The sequence below is a fragment of the Flavobacterium sp. genome (genome assembly GCF_027483985.1).
GTDB lineage: Bacteria > Bacteroidota > Bacteroidia > Flavobacteriales > Flavobacteriaceae > Flavobacterium.
The window spans coordinates 225,349-245,256 of the sequence record NZ_JAIXTJ010000024.1; the positions used below are offsets into that span (position 1 = coordinate 225,349).

General features: G+C 30.9%; 20 protein-coding genes. 8 read left to right on the forward strand and 12 right to left on the reverse strand.

Translation table 11 applies throughout. The annotated features are described in order from the left end of the window. Window positions 1–62 precede the first annotated feature (62 nt). The 3 genes from Q0050_RS06835 (at window position 63) to Q0050_RS06845 (ending at window position 3,709) form a co-directional block, all read left to right on the forward strand. Window positions 63–1,487 (forward strand): rhodanese-like domain-containing protein, encoded by a 1,425-nt coding sequence (locus Q0050_RS06835; RefSeq protein ID WP_298393591.1) that lies wholly within the window; start codon window positions 63–65, stop codon window positions 1,485–1,487. A 118-nt stretch (window positions 1,488–1,605) separates the two neighbouring features. Continuing rightward, a complete protein-coding gene (locus Q0050_RS06840; protein ID WP_298393593.1) occupies window positions 1,606–1,791 on the forward strand; it encodes a hypothetical protein in 186 nt (61 codons plus the stop codon). Window positions 1,792–2,263: 472 nt separating this feature from the next. After that, window positions 2,264–3,709, forward strand: coding sequence for an amino acid permease (locus Q0050_RS06845; RefSeq protein ID WP_298393759.1), 1,446 nt, complete (start codon window positions 2,264–2,266; stop codon window positions 3,707–3,709). A gap of 143 nt (window positions 3,710–3,852) precedes the next feature. On the opposite strand, the gene Q0050_RS06850 is transcribed toward Q0050_RS06845, so the two are convergent. After that, window positions 3,853–4,464 (reverse strand): RDD family protein, encoded by a 612-nt coding sequence (locus Q0050_RS06850; RefSeq protein WP_298393595.1) that lies wholly within the window; start codon window positions 4,462–4,464, stop codon window positions 3,853–3,855. 117 nt (window positions 4,465–4,581) lie between these two features. Between Q0050_RS06850 and Q0050_RS06855 the strand changes: the two genes are divergently transcribed. Continuing rightward, a complete protein-coding gene (locus tag Q0050_RS06855) occupies window positions 4,582–5,010 on the forward strand; it encodes a hypothetical protein (RefSeq protein WP_298393597.1) in 429 nt (142 codons plus the stop codon). Window positions 5,011–5,051: 41 nt separating this feature from the next. On the opposite strand, the gene Q0050_RS06860 is transcribed toward Q0050_RS06855, so the two are convergent. The 10 genes from Q0050_RS06860 to Q0050_RS06905 all read right to left on the reverse strand — a co-directional run bounded on the left by Q0050_RS06860 (window position 5,052) and on the right by Q0050_RS06905 (window position 15,048). Then, complete coding sequence (locus Q0050_RS06860; protein ID WP_298393599.1) at window positions 5,052–5,606, reverse strand: hypothetical protein; 555 nt, start codon at window positions 5,604–5,606, stop codon at window positions 5,052–5,054. A 1-nt stretch (window position 5,607) separates the two neighbouring features. Further along, window positions 5,608–6,324 carry a hypothetical protein gene (locus Q0050_RS06865; protein ID WP_298393601.1) on the reverse strand — a complete coding sequence of 239 codons (717 nt, stop codon included), beginning with the start codon at window positions 6,322–6,324 and terminating at the stop codon, window positions 5,608–5,610. A gap of 54 nt (window positions 6,325–6,378) precedes the next feature. After that, window positions 6,379–7,266, reverse strand: coding sequence for a DUF2589 domain-containing protein (locus Q0050_RS06870; protein WP_298393603.1), 888 nt, complete (start codon window positions 7,264–7,266; stop codon window positions 6,379–6,381). A gap of 35 nt (window positions 7,267–7,301) precedes the next feature. Next, a complete protein-coding gene (locus Q0050_RS06875) occupies window positions 7,302–8,006 on the reverse strand; it encodes an outer membrane beta-barrel protein (RefSeq protein ID WP_298393605.1) in 705 nt (234 codons plus the stop codon). A 266-nt stretch (window positions 8,007–8,272) separates the two neighbouring features. After that, window positions 8,273–9,085, reverse strand: coding sequence for a CPBP family glutamic-type intramembrane protease (locus tag Q0050_RS06880; RefSeq protein ID WP_298393607.1), 813 nt, complete (start codon window positions 9,083–9,085; stop codon window positions 8,273–8,275). Window positions 9,086–9,170: 85 nt separating this feature from the next. Further along, window positions 9,171–9,800, reverse strand: a complete 630-nt coding sequence (locus Q0050_RS06885; protein WP_298393609.1) for a hypothetical protein — start codon at window positions 9,798–9,800, stop codon at window positions 9,171–9,173. 4 nt (window positions 9,801–9,804) lie between these two features. Next, window positions 9,805–10,596 (reverse strand): prolipoprotein diacylglyceryl transferase, encoded by a 792-nt coding sequence (locus Q0050_RS06890; RefSeq protein ID WP_298393611.1) that lies wholly within the window; start codon window positions 10,594–10,596, stop codon window positions 9,805–9,807. Between the two features lie 110 nt (window positions 10,597–10,706). After that, on the reverse strand, window positions 10,707–11,360 hold the full coding sequence (locus tag Q0050_RS06895) for an outer membrane beta-barrel protein (RefSeq protein WP_298393613.1): 654 nt from the start codon (window positions 11,358–11,360) through the stop codon (window positions 10,707–10,709). 252 nt (window positions 11,361–11,612) lie between these two features. Further along, a complete protein-coding gene (locus Q0050_RS06900) occupies window positions 11,613–12,239 on the reverse strand; it encodes a response regulator transcription factor (RefSeq protein WP_298393615.1) in 627 nt (208 codons plus the stop codon). 43 nt (window positions 12,240–12,282) lie between these two features. After that, entirely contained in the window at window positions 12,283–15,048 is a 2,766-nt protein-coding gene (locus Q0050_RS06905) for a sensor histidine kinase (RefSeq protein WP_298393617.1), read from the reverse strand. Window positions 15,049–15,344: 296 nt separating this feature from the next. Between Q0050_RS06905 and Q0050_RS06910 the strand changes: the two genes are divergently transcribed. From Q0050_RS06910 to Q0050_RS06925, 4 genes are read left to right on the forward strand one after another with little or no spacing between them, the layout of a single operon-like run. Further along, on the forward strand, window positions 15,345–16,043 hold the full coding sequence (locus tag Q0050_RS06910; RefSeq protein WP_298393618.1) for a hypothetical protein: 699 nt from the start codon (window positions 15,345–15,347) through the stop codon (window positions 16,041–16,043). A 10-nt stretch (window positions 16,044–16,053) separates the two neighbouring features. Then, window positions 16,054–16,704, forward strand: coding sequence for a hypothetical protein (locus Q0050_RS06915; protein WP_298393620.1), 651 nt, complete (start codon window positions 16,054–16,056; stop codon window positions 16,702–16,704). Continuing rightward, window positions 16,680–17,453, forward strand: a complete 774-nt coding sequence (locus tag Q0050_RS06920) for a histidine kinase (RefSeq protein ID WP_298393622.1) — start codon at window positions 16,680–16,682, stop codon at window positions 17,451–17,453. The genes Q0050_RS06915 and Q0050_RS06920 overlap by 25 nt, the downstream gene beginning before the upstream one ends. Further along, on the forward strand, window positions 17,453–18,100 hold the full coding sequence (locus Q0050_RS06925; RefSeq protein ID WP_298393624.1) for a response regulator transcription factor: 648 nt from the start codon (window positions 17,453–17,455) through the stop codon (window positions 18,098–18,100). Before Q0050_RS06920 ends, Q0050_RS06925 begins: the two co-directional genes overlap by 1 nt. 72 nt (window positions 18,101–18,172) lie before the next feature. Here the strand turns inward: Q0050_RS06925 and Q0050_RS06930 are convergent, their stop codons facing one another. Then, the gene (locus tag Q0050_RS06930; RefSeq protein ID WP_298393625.1) at window positions 18,173–19,795 is read right to left on the reverse strand and encodes a hypothetical protein; all 1,623 of its coding nucleotides are present in this window, start codon (window positions 19,793–19,795) and stop codon (window positions 18,173–18,175) included. Window positions 19,796–19,908: the final 113 nt, after the last annotated feature.

Below are 19,908 nucleotides of genomic sequence, written 5' to 3' on the forward strand. Positions count from 1 at the left end.
AACAAAAGTTACGCTCCAATTCAATCAATCAATTTAATTTTACAAAAGAAAAATTTAGAAATATGAAAATAGAACAAATATATACCGGATGTTTAGCCCAAGGTGCTTATTACATTGAAAGCAATGGTGAAGTAGCGATTATTGATCCATTAAGAGAAGTGCAGCAATATGTTGACAAAGCAACTGCTGATGGTGCTGTTATTAAGTATATTTTTGAAACGCATTTCCACGCCGATTTTGTTAGTGGTCACGTAACGTTAGCTCAAAAAACTGGAGCGCCAATTGTTTATGGTCCAAATGCTAATCCATCTTTTGAGGCACATATTGCTAAAGATGGTGAAGTTTTTCAATTAGGTGCCATTACCTTAACTTGTCTTCACACGCCCGGACATACTATGGAAAGTTCGTGCTATTTATTGAAAGATGAAAACGGAAAAGACCACGCACTTTTTAGTGGTGACACTTTATTTTTAGGTGATGTAGGTCGACCAGATTTAGCACAGAAAGCAGTTGATATGACACAAGAACAATTAGCAGGTATCTTGTTTGATAGTTTGAGATCCAAAGTTATGACATTGGCAGATGATGTAATTGTTTATCCAGCGCATGGTGCAGGAAGTGCTTGTGGTAAAAACTTGAGTAAAGAAACCGTGGGAAGTATTGGCGATCAAAAAGCAACTAATTATGCGCTTCGTGCCGATATGACTCGCGATGAATTTATTTCAGAAGTTACAGATGGTTTATTGCCACCGCCAGCTTATTTTCCGATGAATGTTAAGCTGAATAAGGAAGGTTATGGTAATGTTGAAGATATTATTAGAGAAGCAAAAGCATTTGATACTAAAACATTTGAACTTGTTGCTAACGAAACAGAGGCTTTAATTTTAGATGTTCGTCACCAAGATGAGTTTGAAAAAGGACATATTCCAAAATCAATTTTTATTGGAATTGACGGACAATTTGCTCCGTGGGTTGGCGCTTTGATTTTAGATAGTAAACAAGAAATTTTGTTAGTTACACCCGAAGGTAGAGAAGAGGAAACCATTAAAAGATTGGCCAGAGTAGGATATGATAATACGTTAGGTTATCTAAAAGGTGGATTTGAAAGTTGGAAAAATGCGGGATTAGAGTACGATACCATTACTTCTGTTTCTGTAGAAAAGTTAGAAGAGGTTTTAAATCACGCTTCAAATAACAATGAAAGCATGAAGGTTTTTGATGTTAGAAAACCAGGTGAATATACTGCTGAACATGTTTTGGACGTACCTTCAACACCATTAGATTTTTTAAACGAGTATTTAGCAACTTTTCCAAAGGAAGAAGATTTTTATTTGCATTGTGCTGGCGGTTATCGTTCGATGATTGCTGCGTCGATATTGAAAGCTCGTAGTTATCATAACGTAATCAATGTTTTAGGAGGTTTTGCCGCTATAAAAAAGAGTGGTATCAAAACAACGAGTTATGTTTGCCCTTCAACCCTAAAATAATAAATAAGATAAAAATAAATAAAAGTTAATTTATTTTTATGTAAAGAATAAATTGATATATTTGAATTACTATTTGATATAAATAAGTATAAAACCATAATTATAAAAATATAAAAAAATGAAAAAAGTAGCATCAATGTTAGCTGTAGTAGCGTTTTTATTTTCAATGAACGTAAATGCTCAAGAGCCAAAAAAAAAAAAAAAAAAAGCAAAAACTGAAAAAGCAGCAACATCTGAAGAGAAGAAATCTTGCAGTGAAGGTGAGAAGAAAGCAGGATGTTGTGCTTCTAAAAAAGCAGCTTAATTTTTTAGTTTCAATACTATAAAATTTAATAGCTCCAAAAGTATTTAGCTTTTGGAGCTTTTTTATTTCATAATTCGAATAATGAATTACTGTAATTATTCTCAATCTTAATGCACTAAAATTACCAAAGTGATGTAAATGTTTGTAATTAATTTCATTTCTAATAAAAATAAAATATTATTTGGAAAGATGAAGTTTATGCTACTATCTTTGCCACAGATTATGAGAAACCATTGCCAAAATACTGTAAATAAGATGTGTCACACAATGTGCTGCAAAACTTATTTATGGAATGAACTGGCGTAAAAATAGCATCAATTTTACAATATAAGAGCCGTTCATTTAGTTGAATGGCTCTTTTTTTTAATCCACAATGCAAATTAGAATTAAAAAATCAAGTTAAAATTGGAGGTTTTTATTTGGTCTTAAAATGAATTTCAAACTTTTAGAAATATATAACTCAGTACTAATTATGTTAAAAAAATCGATTGAAGCTTTAAAATTAGAAGCGGAGAACACAGGAAAAAATTCCTTAAAAAGGAGTTTGGGCGCTATTAATTTAGTCGCCATTGGAGTAGGAGTGATTATTGGAGCAGGTCTTTTCTCGTTAACCGGAATTGCTGCAGCTAACAATTCAGGTCCGGCGGTAATATTGTCTTTTGTAATTGCAGCTGTTGGTTGTGCGTTTAGCGCGTTGTGCTATGCCGAATTTGCCTCTATGGTTCCGGTTTCGGGTAGTGCTTATACTTATGCGTATGCCACTTTGGGCGAACTATTTGCTTGGATCATTGGTTGGGATTTAGTGTTAGAATATTCGGTTGGCGCTGCTACTGTTGGAATAAGTTGGTCGCAATATCTAGTTAAATTTCTTGAAAAATTTGATATTTTTATTCCTCCGCAATTGGTATTATCGCCATTTGAAACAGCCACTTTAGCCGACGGAAGTATTGTGCACGGAATAGTGAATTTACCTTCTATTTTAATTATCGGTTTGATAACTTCTATTATTATTAAAGGCACAAAAAGTTCAGCGTTGTTTAATGCTATTGTTGTTGCTTTAAAAGTTGGTGTGGTGATTATTTTTATTGCTTTAGGTTGGCAATACATTGATCCTGCAAATTATCATCCTTTTATACCGGAGAATACAGGAACCTTTGGAGAATTTGGATGGTCTGGTGTTTTACGTGGTGCTGGTGTAGTTTTCTTTGTTTTTATTGGTTTTGATATTGTAGCTACAATGGCTCAAGAAACCAAAAATCCGCAACGAAATATGCCAATCGGAATTCTAGGTAGTTTGCTGGTTTGTACGGTTCTTTTTATTCTTTTTGGATATGTAATGACAGGTTTGGCCAATTATACTGAATTTAAAGATAGCGCTGCGCCTGTTGCAATAGCTATTGCAAATACACCTTATGAATGGTTGGGAGTAGCCGTAATTTTAGCCATATTAATTGGTTATACTTCGGTAATTTTAGTAGATTTATTGGGACAATCACGCGTATTTTACTCGATGAGTAAAGATGGATTGTTACCAAAAGTATTTTCTGAATTGCATCCAAAGTTTAATACACCTTATAAATCAAATATCGTACTTTGTATTTTTATCAGCCTTTTTGCCGGATTGGTACCAATTAGTGTTGTGGGTGAAATGACCAGTATCGGAACGTTATTGGCTTTCGTGATGGTTTGTTTGGGAATATTAATTCTGCGCAAAAAACAGCCCGATTTAGAGCGACCTTTTAAAACACCATTTGTGCCGCTAGTGCCAATTTTAGGAATTATTACGTGTGTGGTGATGATGGTTTCATTACCGTTTGACACTTGGTTGCGACTTTTTGTGTGGTTGGCTATTGGCTTTGTTATTTATTTCGCTTACGGTAAAAAACGAAGCAAACTAAGAAACGAAACCAAAGAGTAATTAAATAGTATTTAGATAAAAATGCCCCAAATGTTTAAAACACGTTGGGGCATTTTTTTATGGAGTTGCTCCTTAACTATAATTATAAGTCAAATTTGATTTAGTTAGAATACAATTCCATTGAATAACTTGAAAATTTTGCTTTAGCTTTTCTTCATTATTTCTTGAATTTTTGTCAAATAGATTTTCTTTACTACTGCAGTATCGCCACTTAAATCGGATAAGCTGCGTTTTCTTTCGTTAAACATAAAAATAATAAAACTCGTAAAAAGCACCGCATAAATCGATACCATTTGAATGTAAAACATATTTGAATTCAAATCTTGTAAGTATTGCGATTGTTTAATCCAATTTAAGGTATTATAGGTTTTTTCATCTGCTTTAGCTACTGCAAAAAGGGTGTTAATGATGGCAATTAAAGCAATAAGTAAGTTGGGTAAATATCTTTTAAATGCATCATTTAAAGTTAAGGCATCGCCATTCATTTTAAGAATTCGCAAACCCATAATGAGTTTTCCAGGTGTACCGCCAAATTTAGCAGGCAAGTAAATTTGATAGGTTAGGGCAATGATGTTACTACAAATAATACTTATATAAATATTATGTAAACTCATAGTATTAAAAACAAGTGCCGCAATTGAAATGGGAGCCAAAATTAGTCCGTCAAGTAATAAAGCCGCAAAACGATAGCCAAAGTTACCATAAATAGATTCATAGCTTCCTTCTAAGTAAACAGGTAATTGCTTGTCTTCCATAAGATTGTTTGTAAAGGTGAACTTGTTGATGCCAAAATATTTTTCATTCAAACCTATTCATTTTTTTTGAATATCGCAATAATAGTTTTTTGTATATTTATACATAAAAAATGGACAATGACTAGTTTTATTTCTGTTATAAATCTAAGGGCTACAAGTGTTATGCCATTGAATAATGTGTTAAATACTACAAATAAATTTACGCTTTTAAGGTTAGAAACCATTGAAGGAAAGTTACATCCAAATTGCATAAAAATTAGCATTACAGACGAAGATCATAGCGAAGAATTCCTCATAGACCTTAATTACAATGCAACTTTAAAAGCATACGATTTCCATCAAATAAACAAGACATATTATCCTAAATATCAATCCATAACAGTTGAAGTTTTAGTAGATGAAAACAATTTAGACAAAGACCTTAAATACAGTTTTACGATAATCATCAAAGAAGAAAATGACGACGACGATGGTTATTTTATCAAAAGACCAAAATCTTCATTAGGGAAAATTGTAAGTTCAAAAAACCTAGAAAAAGTAAAATAAAAAAGCCCCAAACAATACATTTGGGACTTTCCAACAAAAAACTAACCTGAAAAGTCTTCTAAGTTTATTTCTTCAGCTATTAATCTCACGGCATCCATTTGAGGAATTAGTGTAAGAATTTTTGCGGTACTTGGTCTTAATTGTTCATGGGTTGAAAAGACAGTCCATATTTGATTTACAAATCCCTGAAAATCGGTATTATTGAATTTTAAAGAACCTGATTGGCTTAAAATCTGTAATAATTGTGACACAATTTCTCGTGCTTCATATATCTTTATTTCATAAGGATTTACAATTGCTAACACGGTACTTTGTATATCATATAGGCATTCAGAGGCAACTTGAATTTGCCTTTTTCTTGCAGATCTATTTTGACTATCAGAAAACAATGGTGCTACTATTTTACTTCTTAAGCCAGCAATTTCGGATACACTAGAAATATTATTGTTTTTAAATATTAGTTCAATCTCTCTCATCCAATTTTCAAGATTTGATAGAAAAGAACTTTCTTTGTTTTGCAGACTATCAACTAACTTTGGAAATTGCATTAATTTAATTTTCAAAGCTTCGACTATTGTTATTGGTGATGGTTTCATGTTATTCAGGCATTAATTTTGAAATAACTTCACCGTTATCATTTTCCATTTTTATCCATTCCATTCCTTGCTCTGAAATATTCATCTTTACCATAATGATATTGTCAGATTTAATTTCTCTTAATTTTGAAGATTCTACAATTACATTTGCAAAATTACTAGTAGAACCAGACTTTGTTTTGATTTCATTTTTTAAATTTTCCTGAAGATTTTTTTCTAAATCATTCTTAATCAAATTCACTTGATCTTTGTTAATCTTCTTATTTTGTGATCTATAAATCTCGGCTACTTTGCTTATCACAATTTCTGTAATACTTTTTGAATAATTCATTAAAGAATTTTCTATTTGATTTACATTGATTTGCGCTTCTAAAAGTTTAATGTAATCACTTATTTTAGATTTTAATTCTTTGGAGATATCACTTGGTAATTTATCAACTAAAATAGATTTTAAAATTTGTTGATAAGTAATACTTGAGAAAGTTGCATTATTTATAGGTTCTAAAGTGCTGTTTACATTTTTTGTTTCAAACTCATCAATAGCTATTGGAATAGTTAATTCAACATTTTCAATTCTCATTCTCGGTACTGCAAAATGTTGTAATAAATTATCTTTTGCATATTGTTGAGCAATTCTAATCGATTGTAAATCTGAATTTACTCTTGATTCACTGATGCTAGAAACCAAGCTCCCTAAAAATTCGCTTAAATCTGCCATAATATTTCTATTTTTTTAGCGAAGTTCTCATTATTGAGAACTTCGCATAATTATTTATTTACCTAAAGTTAGTTTACCTGGTGTAGAAATCATTGCTCCTTCTAGTATGTTTAACAATTTTTCTATACCAGCAGGCATTTCATCTTGTGATGCTTTTACATGGATCGCCATCGAATAGGTACGTTCAACAGAAGAGCCACTTGATGTAGTCTTTTTATAAGCTACAGAACCATTGAATTTTACATATCCACGTTTTCCACCATATCCAGCTTCAACGCTGCCTTTTACGTCTAATTCTGACGACTGGCTTTGAGTTTCTACCGAATTAATTTTTGCATTAAAATCAATAGTAATTTCATCGACTTTAATAAATGGGACAGGTAGCATCGTTAAAATTGGTACTGAAAATTGCATCTCTTGAAAAACTGCTGGTTTGGCAGGAATAAATGTTGATGTTTTTTCATCCAAGTCAATCGCAGTAGATACTGATGCTCCTATAGTAGAGCTGGATATTGCGGTTGCAATTGTACCATCTGATTTAGCTTTGTATTCTCCTTGATTTTGAATGGCTACATAAGAATTAGCTAAAATTTTTCCAGTTGAATCTGCAGTTAAAGTTCCTGTAGCTTCAATAATTGTATCTGAAGGAGGAGTCGTCTTAAATACAATATTTACTACTTCATTGGGTTGAAAGCCTGTTACATCTGCTTTAACTTTTGCACTTAACAAATATGGATTTGAAGATGGTACATAAGTTATTACTTCTTTTGGATATTTAAAATCCACATACACTGGTTCGTTGTTTTCATCAAAACCAACAGATTTAATAAAATTAGCAGTAGAAATTGCTGCATTAGATTGTGCTGTAATAACTGCATTTAATGGGCCTCCAATTAGATTTCCAAAATCTAATGAAGCTAACTCTGTTCCTGGATTTGCCATAATTTTTATTTATTAAAGATTAATTTTTTTTTTTGTTATTTTCTTTTTACTGGTTTAGTTTCTTGACATCCAAATGGACAAAACTTACAACACGTACAAAGATGACATTGATAAATTGCCATTGAAACTCCTACCGTTGCTCCTAAAGAACCATAACCAGCATTTATTGATATACCTAAGTTTTTGGAAATTTTAGTTAGATTTACTTTTGCATTCACCTGCCACATTCCCACAACACTTTTATCTTTAGCTTCATATACTGTTTCTAGAAATAAATCTTGTTCATAAGCATCTATTCTGATAGAGTTGGGTGATGGGTTAATCCCTATACCTGCCATAGCATTGAATTCAAATTGATGTTTTTTTCCTAATCTTATGCTTGGTCCAGTCATTACAGAAATTTGTGACCATGATATAGAACCCGGTGGATCTGGAATAGGAATGTATCTTGGTGGTGTTTTTCGTTTTCTGGTAATACTTGCAACTCCATCGTCATCAAGAGAACCTGTAGAAAAGCCAATTCTTGAAGCAATTCCCCAGGTATCACCCCAACGATGTCCAATACCAAAATTTACACCATCACCAGCAAATAAAGGTCGACTTGGATTTTGATTTTCTTTTAAGGAAGAAAAGGTGTAACCTGCATCCAAACTAAATTGATGATAGGGTTCCCATTTTTTTTGAGCAAAGCTCATCGCTGTTACAAATAACATTACGATAATTGTGATTTTTGTTTTCATTATGAATAGTTTTTGTTTTCCCTACTCTAAATAGCTTTTCGGGTACCGCTTTATGCTTTTAAAAGCACATTACAAAACTGCAAACTATCTCAAAATCAATCTATAGTTGTTTAACTGAAATCATATCCGTTAAACGACGGAAAAGCACTTTTATAAAAAATAAAAAATTAAAATGTTTACCCACAAAAACCAAAAAGTATATTGTATGAGCTATTTGCAATCGATAAAATAGAAATGGTTTTTATGGATAAAAAATGCGGTTAAAGCTAAAAATGAAGTAAATTTTTTTGCCAAAGGGCAAAGATATCCATAGTAATTGCAATGCTGCAATGGATAAACACTCCTAACCAAATGTTTTTGCTTCTTAATGCGAAAGTTCCGAGTACGATGCCAGCAATAATAGCGGCTATAGCTTCGGGCATTGGTTTTGCAAAATGAATCATACAATAAGGTAGTGTCATTATAAAAACAGAATAATATCCAAATCGGTTTTTTAATCCCTGAAGTAAAAATCCACGGAAGAAAAATTCTAAAGTAAAAAATTGAAAGAAATATTCGATTTCCCAAATCAAGAATTTGTAATTTATAGGTTCGTTATTATTTAACTGGTAAAAGGGATATTTAGTTTGAAAACTAGTGTTGAAGGATATTACAAACAAAACTGGTATCATAATTACCAACATAATCAGAAATAATTTATAGTCGCTTAATCCATTGTTAAAGTTTAATCCATAATCTTTTAAAGGTTCTTTTAAGATGATTTTTATTATAAAAATTGGTATCAAAAGATAACTAATCGTTAAGACTAAATTCCAATGAGTTAATCTATTTAATTGTGCAAATTGACCTTCGTAGAAAAATTTATTTATTGCATTAGCACTTTTAGGATTTATAGTATGTACCAAATTCACCGTGCTTTCAAACGAACTGCAATAATTTATTAATAAAAGCGAAATTGCAACCGTGATAGAAATAACAACGACTTTAAAATCAAATTTTTTTGAATCATCGGTAGCATTAAAATTTTTGGAAGCACTTTCGATATCATTAAAAGTTGTTATAAAAATTTCTTTTATCATTGCGATTTAATTTTAGTATTTGCATTTAAAAAAAAGCGATAAAAGAATTTCTATCGCTTTTTCAAACTAACTATCAAACATTTTTTTATTGAAATACAATATCAATATAAGGAATTCCAAAGTTTACTACTGGTCCTCCAGTACCATAAAAATTAGAGCCTGTAATTGTAAATCCACCAGATGTCACTGGGAATACGCTACTTGAGCTTGTAAATCTCAAAATTCTGCCGATGGTATTGCCAATGTTGCCACCATATCCTCCAGCAGGTAGCGTTCTTCTTATTGTATACGATTGATTTGCAATTAAATTAACTGGAGTGATGCTAACATAACTTGTTGCGGTTGAACCAAATAAATGATTTCCAGTGTAAATTACAGCATTGGTTGTAGTGTCCACAATTTCGATAGTATAAGGAAGATTATTTGCAAATAATGTTGCATTTCCTTGATAACCGATACTACAAATGGTTTTGTTTGCGTTTACAGTAAATGTGTATTGATGGGTTAACAAATCCATTGTAGAAACATCTTGAAATGATGGATTTGCAGTTGCCGTTGCGGCGAAAACTTGTTGAAATAAAGTATTAGTTGTAGTACATGTTGGAGTTGTAGCAACTGGATCTGGAACAGTACTACCACAACTAGGACCAACAATAAGCGTTGCAGCAACAAGTAAGACGATTGGTAAGCCAATTTTTATTAAGATTTTTTTCATCTTTTTAATTTTTAAGTATTAATTTATTTTGATATAATTTTTTGTAAAATAAAAATGAGCTGATTAAAAGTAATAACGCGATGAATTGCGAATGAGATAAATATCCATCAAGGATGTAGCCTCTTTCATCACCTCGAAAAAGTTCTAGAAAAGCTCTGCATAACGCATAGATTGCTAAGTATAAAACAAATACCTGTCCGTTGAAAGATTTAAATTTTTTAACTACTAAAAGAAACAGCATCAATAGCAGTAAAATAACTGCTTCATAAAGTTGGGTAGGATGAACCGAAATGTTGTTAGAAGTTGGAAAAACTACAGCAATAAAACTACTTGTAGGCAAACCATAACAACAACCTGCACAATAACATCCAATTCTTCCCATACAATGAGCTATTAATGTGGTTATTGCTAAAATATCTAACATTGGTAAAATAGCAATTTTCTTTTTGTTTAAGTACCAAATAACTGTTGGAATACAAGTTACAAATGATCCATAAAAAACAAATCCACCTGAAACATTATCCAATAATAAACTTGGATTATTCCAATAAAAAATAGGCTTTTCCAAATAGTAAAATAATTTTCCACCAATAAATCCAGCAATAAAAATTATGTAGAAGAACGAATTGGATAATTCAATTGCTAAATCTTTTTTAGCGCTCCATTTTGTGTATAAAGTAGCAAACAACGATCCTAATGCTATGCAAAAAGCATACGTATAAACCGTAACCTGCTTAACATTAATAAAGTTAGATAGCAAATCAGGAAGATTGAAATTAAGTAATTCTCTGTACATATTAATTTATTTTTTATCTAGATTACAAGTATCGATTTTGCAGTTTAACTCCTAAATCTGGCAGTTTCTAGAACACCTGCTTTTTTTGAATTTCTATTTTAACAGTTGTTTTATCTTAACAAGGTTACGTGTCCAACATAATCATAAGAAATACCTACGCTCAAACCATTACTTCCATAGCCTGCGCTAATTCCTAAAAAACTATTTTTTGTTAATTTAATTAGGTTAGCTTTCGCATTCACCTGCCACATTCCCACAACACTTTTATCTTTAGCTTCATATACTGTTTCTAGAAATAAATCTTGTTCATAAGCATCTATTCTGATAGAGTTGGGTGATGGGTTAATACCAATTCCTGCCATAGCATTGAATTCAAATTGATGTTTTTTTCCTAATCTTATGCTTGGTCCAGTCATTACTGAAATTTGTGACCATGATATAGAACCCGGTGGATCTGGAATAGGAATGTATCTTGGTGGTGTTTTTCGTTTTCTAGTAATACTTGCAACTCCATCGTCATCAAGAGAGCCTGTAGAAAAGCCAATTCTTGAAGCAATTCCCCAAGTATCACCCCAACGATGTCCTGCACCAAAATTTACTCCGTTTCCTGCAAATAAAGGTCGACTTGGATTTTGATTTTCTTTTAAGGAAGAAAAGGTGTATCCTGCATCCACACTAAATTGATGGTAGGGTTCCCATTTTTTTTGAGCAAAGCTCATCGCAGTTACAAATAACATTACGATAATTGTGATTTTTGTTTTCATTATGAATAGTTTTTGTTTTCCCTACTCTTTATTGGATTTTCAGGTAACTCCATTTGTAAATTAACATACACTTTACAAAATTGTAAAAAACAAGTTTTAGTTGATATAGTTAATAAACCCATTTTAACTCCGTTGTTTAACGGTATTTTGCGTTTTTGTTTTGATAAACAAATATTGTTCTTTTTTCAAAACAAAAAATCCCTTAATAAATGGATACCAGGGATTTGGGAAAAGTAAAAGTTAAGAGAAAAATTATTTTTTGATGTTTTTGTAATAATAGGCGATGGCCTCACCTAAGGAAGAAATATGTAATTTTTCGTAGATGTGTTTGGCATGTGTATTGACGGTAGCATAGCTTATTCCGAGGGAATCGGCTACCATTTTATAACTTAAACCATCAGACAATAATGCAAGTACTTCGTTTTCTTTTTGAGAAAGTGGATTTTTTGATTGCTTGGGCTTGTTGAAATATTCTAGAACTTTTTTAGCAATACCAGGATTCAAAGCTGCACCACCTTGACTTACTTCCTCAATGGCTTGAAGTATACGTTGAGGTTTGTCATTTTTAAGAATGTATCCACTAGCTCCGTTTTTGATACAACTGAATATTTTTTCGTCATCATCAAAAGCAGTTTGCATCAATACTTTAACTTCGGGATGATGGAGCTTTATTTGTTTTAAGCCTTCAATGCCATTTACTTCAGGCATATTGATGTCCATTAAAACTACATCGGGATAATAAGATTCCATTTCGGAAAGTACATTTTTACAGTTCATCGCTTCACCTATGCATTGTAAAGTGTCATTGAGCATTAGCAGTGCTTTCAGACTGTCTCTGCGTTCATTGCTGTCGTCGTATATAAAAATCCGTATTGGCATGTTACAAAAGTATAGCATTATTATAGCACTGGAGTACCTTAATTTAGTGATGAGGAATTGTGATAGTAATTTCAGTTCCAGTCAAAGGATTGGAGATTATTGTCAATGTTCCTTTTAATTCAGACACTCTTGTTTTTATGTTTGTAATTCCGTTTCCTTTCATGATAGTTGGGTCAAATCCAATTCCATTATCAGAAATTTTAATAGTCAAAATAGAATTTTGCATTTGAATTACAACATTAATTTGCTTTGCTTTACTATATTTTACTGCATTATTGATAGTCTCTTTGGTAATTAAAACAATATTTTTTCGAGTAGTTATATCGGTAACTTCAACATCAATTTGTGAATCAATTTCAATTTTATAGTCAATATTGGTTGAACCAATGATTTCGTTAGCAAAGTTTTTTATTCTAGAACTCATTGTCAAGAATTCGTCTTTACCAGGTTTCATACTCCAAATAATATCACCAATCTTATCGGCTAAATTTTGCGATTGGCTTTCAATTTTTTCTAGTACTTTTTGAGCTTCATTTGGATTTCTATAGATTAATTTATTGGCAACAACACTGTTTATTTGCAAACTACTCAAAGTTGATCCTATGTCATCATGCAAATCTGCTGTAATTTTATTGCGTTGTTGCTCTAGTAAAAGTTGTTTTTCATAATTTATTTTTTGTTTTTCTAGTTTTCGTTGGGTGTAATAAAAAATGGATAGCCCTGCCATAAAAATAATTAGTATAATCCAAAATAGAAAAGTTTGATGAAACGGAATAGCTACGTCAATATTAATTTTCAACTTTTTGGGACTGATAAAATTATTTTCATCAATCGCTCTTATTTCAATGTTATTTTCGCCACTTTTAAGTAATAAATTTAAAATATTACCTTCAATTGAGTACCATATTTTGGACCGATTAATAGAATATTGAAATTTGTTAAAGTGGCCTGTTAAATCTACTCCTGCTAATTCTAAGACAATATTTTTTTGGTCTTGCTTTAGTGAATAACTATTTTTGCAAAGTTCATTTTTGTTGTTAATTTTAACGGAAATAATTATTGGCGTACAATCATTATTTTTATTTTTTAGAGAAATGGGTATTATTGATATTCCAGTACTGGTAGCAACATAAACGCTATCGTTTTTGTGAACAAAGTCATTTACATGATTAGATGTTAAACCATCTACTTTAGATATTTTACGTATTGAATATTTTGGCAATTTAGATGAGTTTAAAATATATATTCCATCTTTGGAGGCAATCCATAATTCCTTATTAATTTGAAGTAATTTTGTGCAGTTAATGGGTAGATTATTCGAATTTGTAAGGCTAAATAGTATTTTGTTTTTTTGAACTAAATAGATACCTCCTTTAAAAGTGCTAAACCAAAGAGTACCTTTTGAACTGCTTTCAATGCATTGAATATTATCATTTTGTAAAGTAGAATTTGAAAAAAACAGGCTATAAGTTTCGTTTTTTAAATCATATTTATATACACCTAAATTTGCTGTAAAATAAAATGAGAAATCATCAATTTTATCAATGGATAATATTCGTTCATTTGGACTTTTAATGTATTTATAAGTATTGTTTAAAACATTTAATTTAAAAATTCCATTATTATTTCCTAAAAGTAAAATACTATCATTTAATTTTTGAGCTGTTTTTAGAGAAGCTATCCTCTTGTCAGAGAGATAGAGATTGTTGCATTTTCCGTAGTTTATGCAATAACCCATATCAGACGTAATAATAGTTTTATCATTGAAAGAAGCAATCGAACGAATCCAAGGGTTTTGCAGATGTTCTACAACTTTATGATTAAGTGACTTTTTCCCTTTCTCATATATTTCTCCTTGATGATTACCAGCTAAAAGTGTGTTATAATCAGTTACGTGAATACTTAAAAAATTTGAATCTAACGAACCAAATTCCGATATTGTTTGAATTTGAGAGGTAGAAAACTTAAGTAGTCCATTGTTTAGGCTTCCTAACCACACATTATTATTAACATCTTTATAATAGTAATTGATTTCTTTATTAGTCAAAATTGAATTTTTTAGTTCGAATGTTGTTTTATCATATACCATAATTTTGCCTGTAACTGTAATCAAAGCAAACTCATTTTTGGAAGAACTATACCATTTAATTTGTTGACCAGGTTTTAATACATTTAATTTTACTTTAAATGGTATTGCAGAGTTTATTTTGAAGTAGTTGATATAATTTCTATACAATTCATAATAGCCATTTTCTTCCGATATATTACTTAATGTGTTTTCATTTGTAGGAGTTGAATAAAAGAATGTTTCAATTAAAGTGTTATTTTGATTAATTTTTAATTGATTTAATTTGTTATTTGTAGATGGTTTTAATTTGTTGGATTTAATTTCAAATTCTTTATTATTAATGAAAAGTAATTTACTATGATAATTAAATTTAACGTCTGCTAACTTTTTATTTTTAAAAAACAATAATTCACTAGAGTTTTGAAAATAAATACCATTAACTGGATGTACTTGGATGTTTAAAAGAGTTCGACTTGATTTTATAATTTTTTTATTACTTTCAAACGAGATAAATCGGTTGGATTTTTCATCAAAGTAGCTTGGTGGTTGTTTGTAGCAATTGGCCCAAATCGTACCATTTTTCTCTTTCCTAATTTGGATAACATCGTTTGATGGCAAGCCGTTTTTTGTACTATAATTTACAAATCGTTTCCCATCAAAACGTGATACACCATTGTCGGATCCTATCCATAAAAAACCATTATTATCTTCGGTAATTTCATAGATGTGATTACTAGGCAAACCGTTTTCTGTGGTAAAGCAATTGGATAATTTATAGCTTTGACCGAAAATTGTTGTCCAAATAAATAAAGTAAAAAGGAGATATACTTGTTTAATAACAATTTTTTTTAATTAGTGCTAATTTAAGTAATAATCGATTAAAATCACTACTTTAATTTATAATTTGAAAAACACCGTCGTTTAACGGATATAGAATTAGTTAAACAACTATTAATAAAAAAGTAGGAAGTTGGTTACTTTGTATCAAAATAAAAACTATTTTTATACAACTATAACCAATTTAAAAACAAAAGATTATGAGACTAAGAAATTTACTTGGCTACTTACTAGTAGCTATTGCTTCAGTTTTGATTACTTATTTTATTATGCAACCTACAACTGATCCGGTGTCGCCAGTTCCAGATTCCCAAAATATCTGTATGGATTATGATGCTCAAAAAATGAGCACACTCGATGCCGACCTGATTCATGTTATGACGAAAGGATATAAATATAATCAATTAGAGTACATTCAATCAAAATCTGGAACTATTGCTCCAAAAGACGCTAATGCAATATGGTTTGATTTAGAAACTTTAAAAAAGTATTTATATCACATTGAAAAAAAATCTAAGAATGTAGATGGAACTCTAACTGATAAGAATCTAGGCGTTAGATTTTATTACTCAACATATCCTTCGAATGACACTGTTCAGAAATATGATTTTAAAGATTTAAAGGATTCATCTGGGAATTTATTATTCAAAGATTATGAAGGTTTACATACTTTAGTTATGATACCAACAATTACAATTGGAGATCAAATTTTAGATTTTAATCCACTTGATGAATCTACTTTTAGAGAAGGATTTTCTCAAAAAAGTAATTATGCTTATAGACCAGGCGAAAATATCCCAAATAATCAAACAGGTGCGCTCGCGGGTACAAGAGATATGAGTGGTCAAAACCACGGTACCTTATATCCTCCAGGACCAGCAGTAGGAATGGGCTTTTAATTATTTTTTTATGTATGAACAACCAAAAATATTAATACATCTATTGCATCTTTGCGAATTTATCGCCTTGGTGGCAGGAATTATTAAGTTTAAATCTTTAAAAAATTCTTATTGGAAGTGGTTTGTCGTTTACCTTGCTTATATTTTTGTTTATGAAATTATAAGTTTTGTTGCCAAAGCAGAGTTCAAATCTAAAATTGGAGTTTTTCAATCTTATGTGCATATACCCATAGAGTATTTGTTTCTTTTTTGGTTGTTTGCAGTAAAATCGCTTAAGAATAAAGCCTTATTTTGGTGGTTATCGTTGTTGTTTTTAGTTTCATTGGTATTTGATGATTACCTAAAACAAAAGGATTATTCTTTTTTATCCTTAAATACAACGGTCGGAAATTTACTTTTACTGGTTCTCGTAATGTCAGAATTTTTGAAGCAAATAAAAAGCGATGCCATTTTGAATTTTAAGGAGAATAAAATGTTTTATATCAATGTAGGAGTAACTTTCTTTTATATTGGAAACATGCCTTTTTTTGCCTTATACTTCGATATTTTAGAAATTCCTAAGTATTGGAATAGTTATTATATCTATTTTATGGTTTCTAATTGTTTAATGTACTTACTATTTGCAGCATCATTTATATGGGGAAAAGTCAAATCATATTAAATACTATTTTATTTTTTGTATTTTTTATTGCATTCATAATTGCAATATTCTCTTTTGTGCGTCAATATAATTTAAAAAAGAAAGAACATATTATGATGATTCAAACGCAACACGAGCAACACCAACAAGAACTTTTGGCTACTCAAATTGAAATACAAAACCAAACAATGCAGCATATTGGTCGCGAAATTCACGATAACATTGGGCAGAAGTTAACCTTAGCCAGTTTGTATACGCAGCAATTGGCTTATGAAAATAAAGCACCTCACATTAACGAGAATATCGAAAATATAAGTGCAATAATTAACCAATCGCTTAAAGAGTTGCGTGCGCTTTCCAAAAATCTAACTGATAATACTATTGATACCAGTCCGATTACGGTTTTATTAGAAGAAGAATTTCAAAAGATAGCCGATTTGAAAATATGTAAAGTAAATTTTAGTTCGGATGCCACTCATTTGGTTTTACCTTATCAAACGAAAAGTGTACTGCTACGAATTGTTCAAGAGTTTCTTCAAAACAGCATTAAATATTCTAAATGCAAGAACATTGTTGGACTTCTAACTAAAAACGAACAATCCATTACACTTTCAATCGCTGATGACGGAATTGGGTTTGATGTTTCAAAAAAATCTGATGGAATTGGGTGGAGTAATATTAAAAAACGCACCGAAATCATTGGCGGAACTTCAAGTTTAAAAAGTAGTGCTGAAGGAACACATTTGTTAATTTCTATTCCAAGTATATAATGAAACATTCTATTGTTATTGTCGACGATCACGTTTTAATTGCAAAAGCTTTGCGAGGAATCATAGCCAATTTTGTTGATTTTGAAGTCTTGTATGAATGTGAAAACGGAAAAGAACTTCAAGACAAATTTAAATCACAAAGTACTATTCCGAATATTGTTTTGCTTGATATTAGTATGCCGATAATGAACGGTTTTGATACTGCTTTGTGGCTGAAAGAAAATCATCCTGATGTTCTCGTTATGGCATTGAGTATGCAAGATGATGACGAAAGTGTGATTAAAATGATCAAAAATGGCGCTAAAGGTTATTTGCTAAAAAATACGCATCCAGCTGATTTAGAAAAAGCACTTAAATCATTAGTAACCAATGGGTATTTTTATCCAGAATGGGCGGCAAGTAAGGTCTTCGCAAGTATTGGAAGTCCATTAAAGTCCAATGAAGCTGTGATTTCAATAACCGATAGAGAAAAAGAATTTTTAAAATATTCGGTAACCGAAATGAATTATAAAGAAATAGCCGAAAAAATGTTTTGTAGTCCAAGAACGGTTGAGAGTTATCGCGATAATCTGTTTGAAAAATTAGAACTAAAGTCTAGAGTTGGATTAGCGGTTTATGCCATAAAAAACGGTTTTGATACTTTATAAAATCATTTTGATTAGTACAAAAAAAAGGATAACTCTTATGAATTATCCTTTTTTTGTATTGTACTAGTTTTATTATTTACATTCGTCCAATGTTTGTGCGAAGGTCAATATACTTTCTAAATTGTTTTTGAACTCTTTTTTATCAACGCGTTCTAATAAAGAGGCGCAACCTGCTGCGAGTTCTTCAAATCGTTTTTTCGGACCTAACATCCATGAGGCCGAAGCTGTAGATTTTCCTTCCGATTCGTTGGCTGCTTTTACAATAATCTCACCATTAAAATATTGATAAACTGACATCTTCTTACCAGAATACATTTCTTTAACGAATTTTTTACTAGCTCCAGAAAGCGTTACACCACCATTTTCAGAAGACACTTTAAAGGCTACAGTAGCAAATTCTTCTCCGTTACTTAAGATCAGTTTGTTAACTTCATTGGCTTTGAAACTTCTTTCAGAAAATTTACCTTGAAAATCTTTTACAGTAACTACTACGGCATCGCTTAAATTCAAACCTCTACTTTTTGGCATATAACCAGTAACGGTGTCTTTTTTAATAGTCAAAATGTAGGCAAGAGTATAATTTGGATCCGTTTCTATGCTATAAGGTGCCGATTGCGAATAAGAAGGATTAGAATTGTATCCTTGTTGTTGAGGCACATTTTCTTCAAATATAAAATTCTTTGTATCAATAGGAAAGTGTCTAGTTTTTAACTGATTGACATTGAATAACGCAATGTTGTTGTCATTTTCCTTCACCATCGATTTTCCATCACCAGGATCATAATCATTTGTGATTAAGACATTTGCCCACTCATTAGATTTTACTGGTTGGTCTAAATAGTTGTAGATTTTTGCTAAGTTATAGTAAGCGCTATAACGTATTTTTCTATCAGCTTTAGAATCAGTTGTGTATTTATTAGACAACGATTTGAAGTAGTTAATCGGTTCTTCCAATTCTTTTTCAAAACCATCTACTGGCTCAGCAAAATTCATTTTATCCAAAACCGCTTTAGCTTGTACGTAAGCATTGTATTCAGCTGCTTGCTCTGGGTGTTTTTTGTTAGCTAAAATCCAAAATTGGTCTTTACCAGTTTTTACAGGATAACCAAACTCGTTGTTTAATTCGTTGTTCAAACGGTTTACTACTTCGTTTAAATAATTATTTACGATTGTACTTTGTAACGAATACTGACCATTTTGCGCCTGATTATAATTTTCAGTTTCCGTTCCTTTTATCGTGTTGGAAGCGTTAAAACTTATAATTTTATTGATTTTCCCGTCGCCACTTACTGCTTTTGCATTTCCTTGCTGCGTGTAAGAAACTACAGGTGTATAGTAATATCTTGTAGTTAAAACTCCATTTCTATCTTTATTCGATACGGTTCTTGTGGTAACTTCTTTTTTAGTTACTACAGGATTTTGGAGCATTACCTCAATACTCATATAACCATTTTTTTCTCTTTTTTCTAAACCAGAAATAGTTACTTGATTTTCAATAAAGTACTTCGATTTATTGTACAATAAAGAACGATCAAAAGAAATCAAAAACGAATAGTTTCTGTTTTTCTTATCCAAAATAGGTTTTGTTGGAAGCTGCACATAAGAATAGTTGATTTCAAATGGATCTAAATCAGTAGATTGAGCAAAAAAACTACACGATGTTAACAGCAAAAATGCGAGTAAAACTTTTTTCATAATTAAATTAATTTGTACAAATATATAAAATCTTAATTACCCACAAATTAATGGGTGTTTTTGTTTGAAGTATTAATTTGAATTTAAAAAAAATGGTAATTTAGAATATCCAA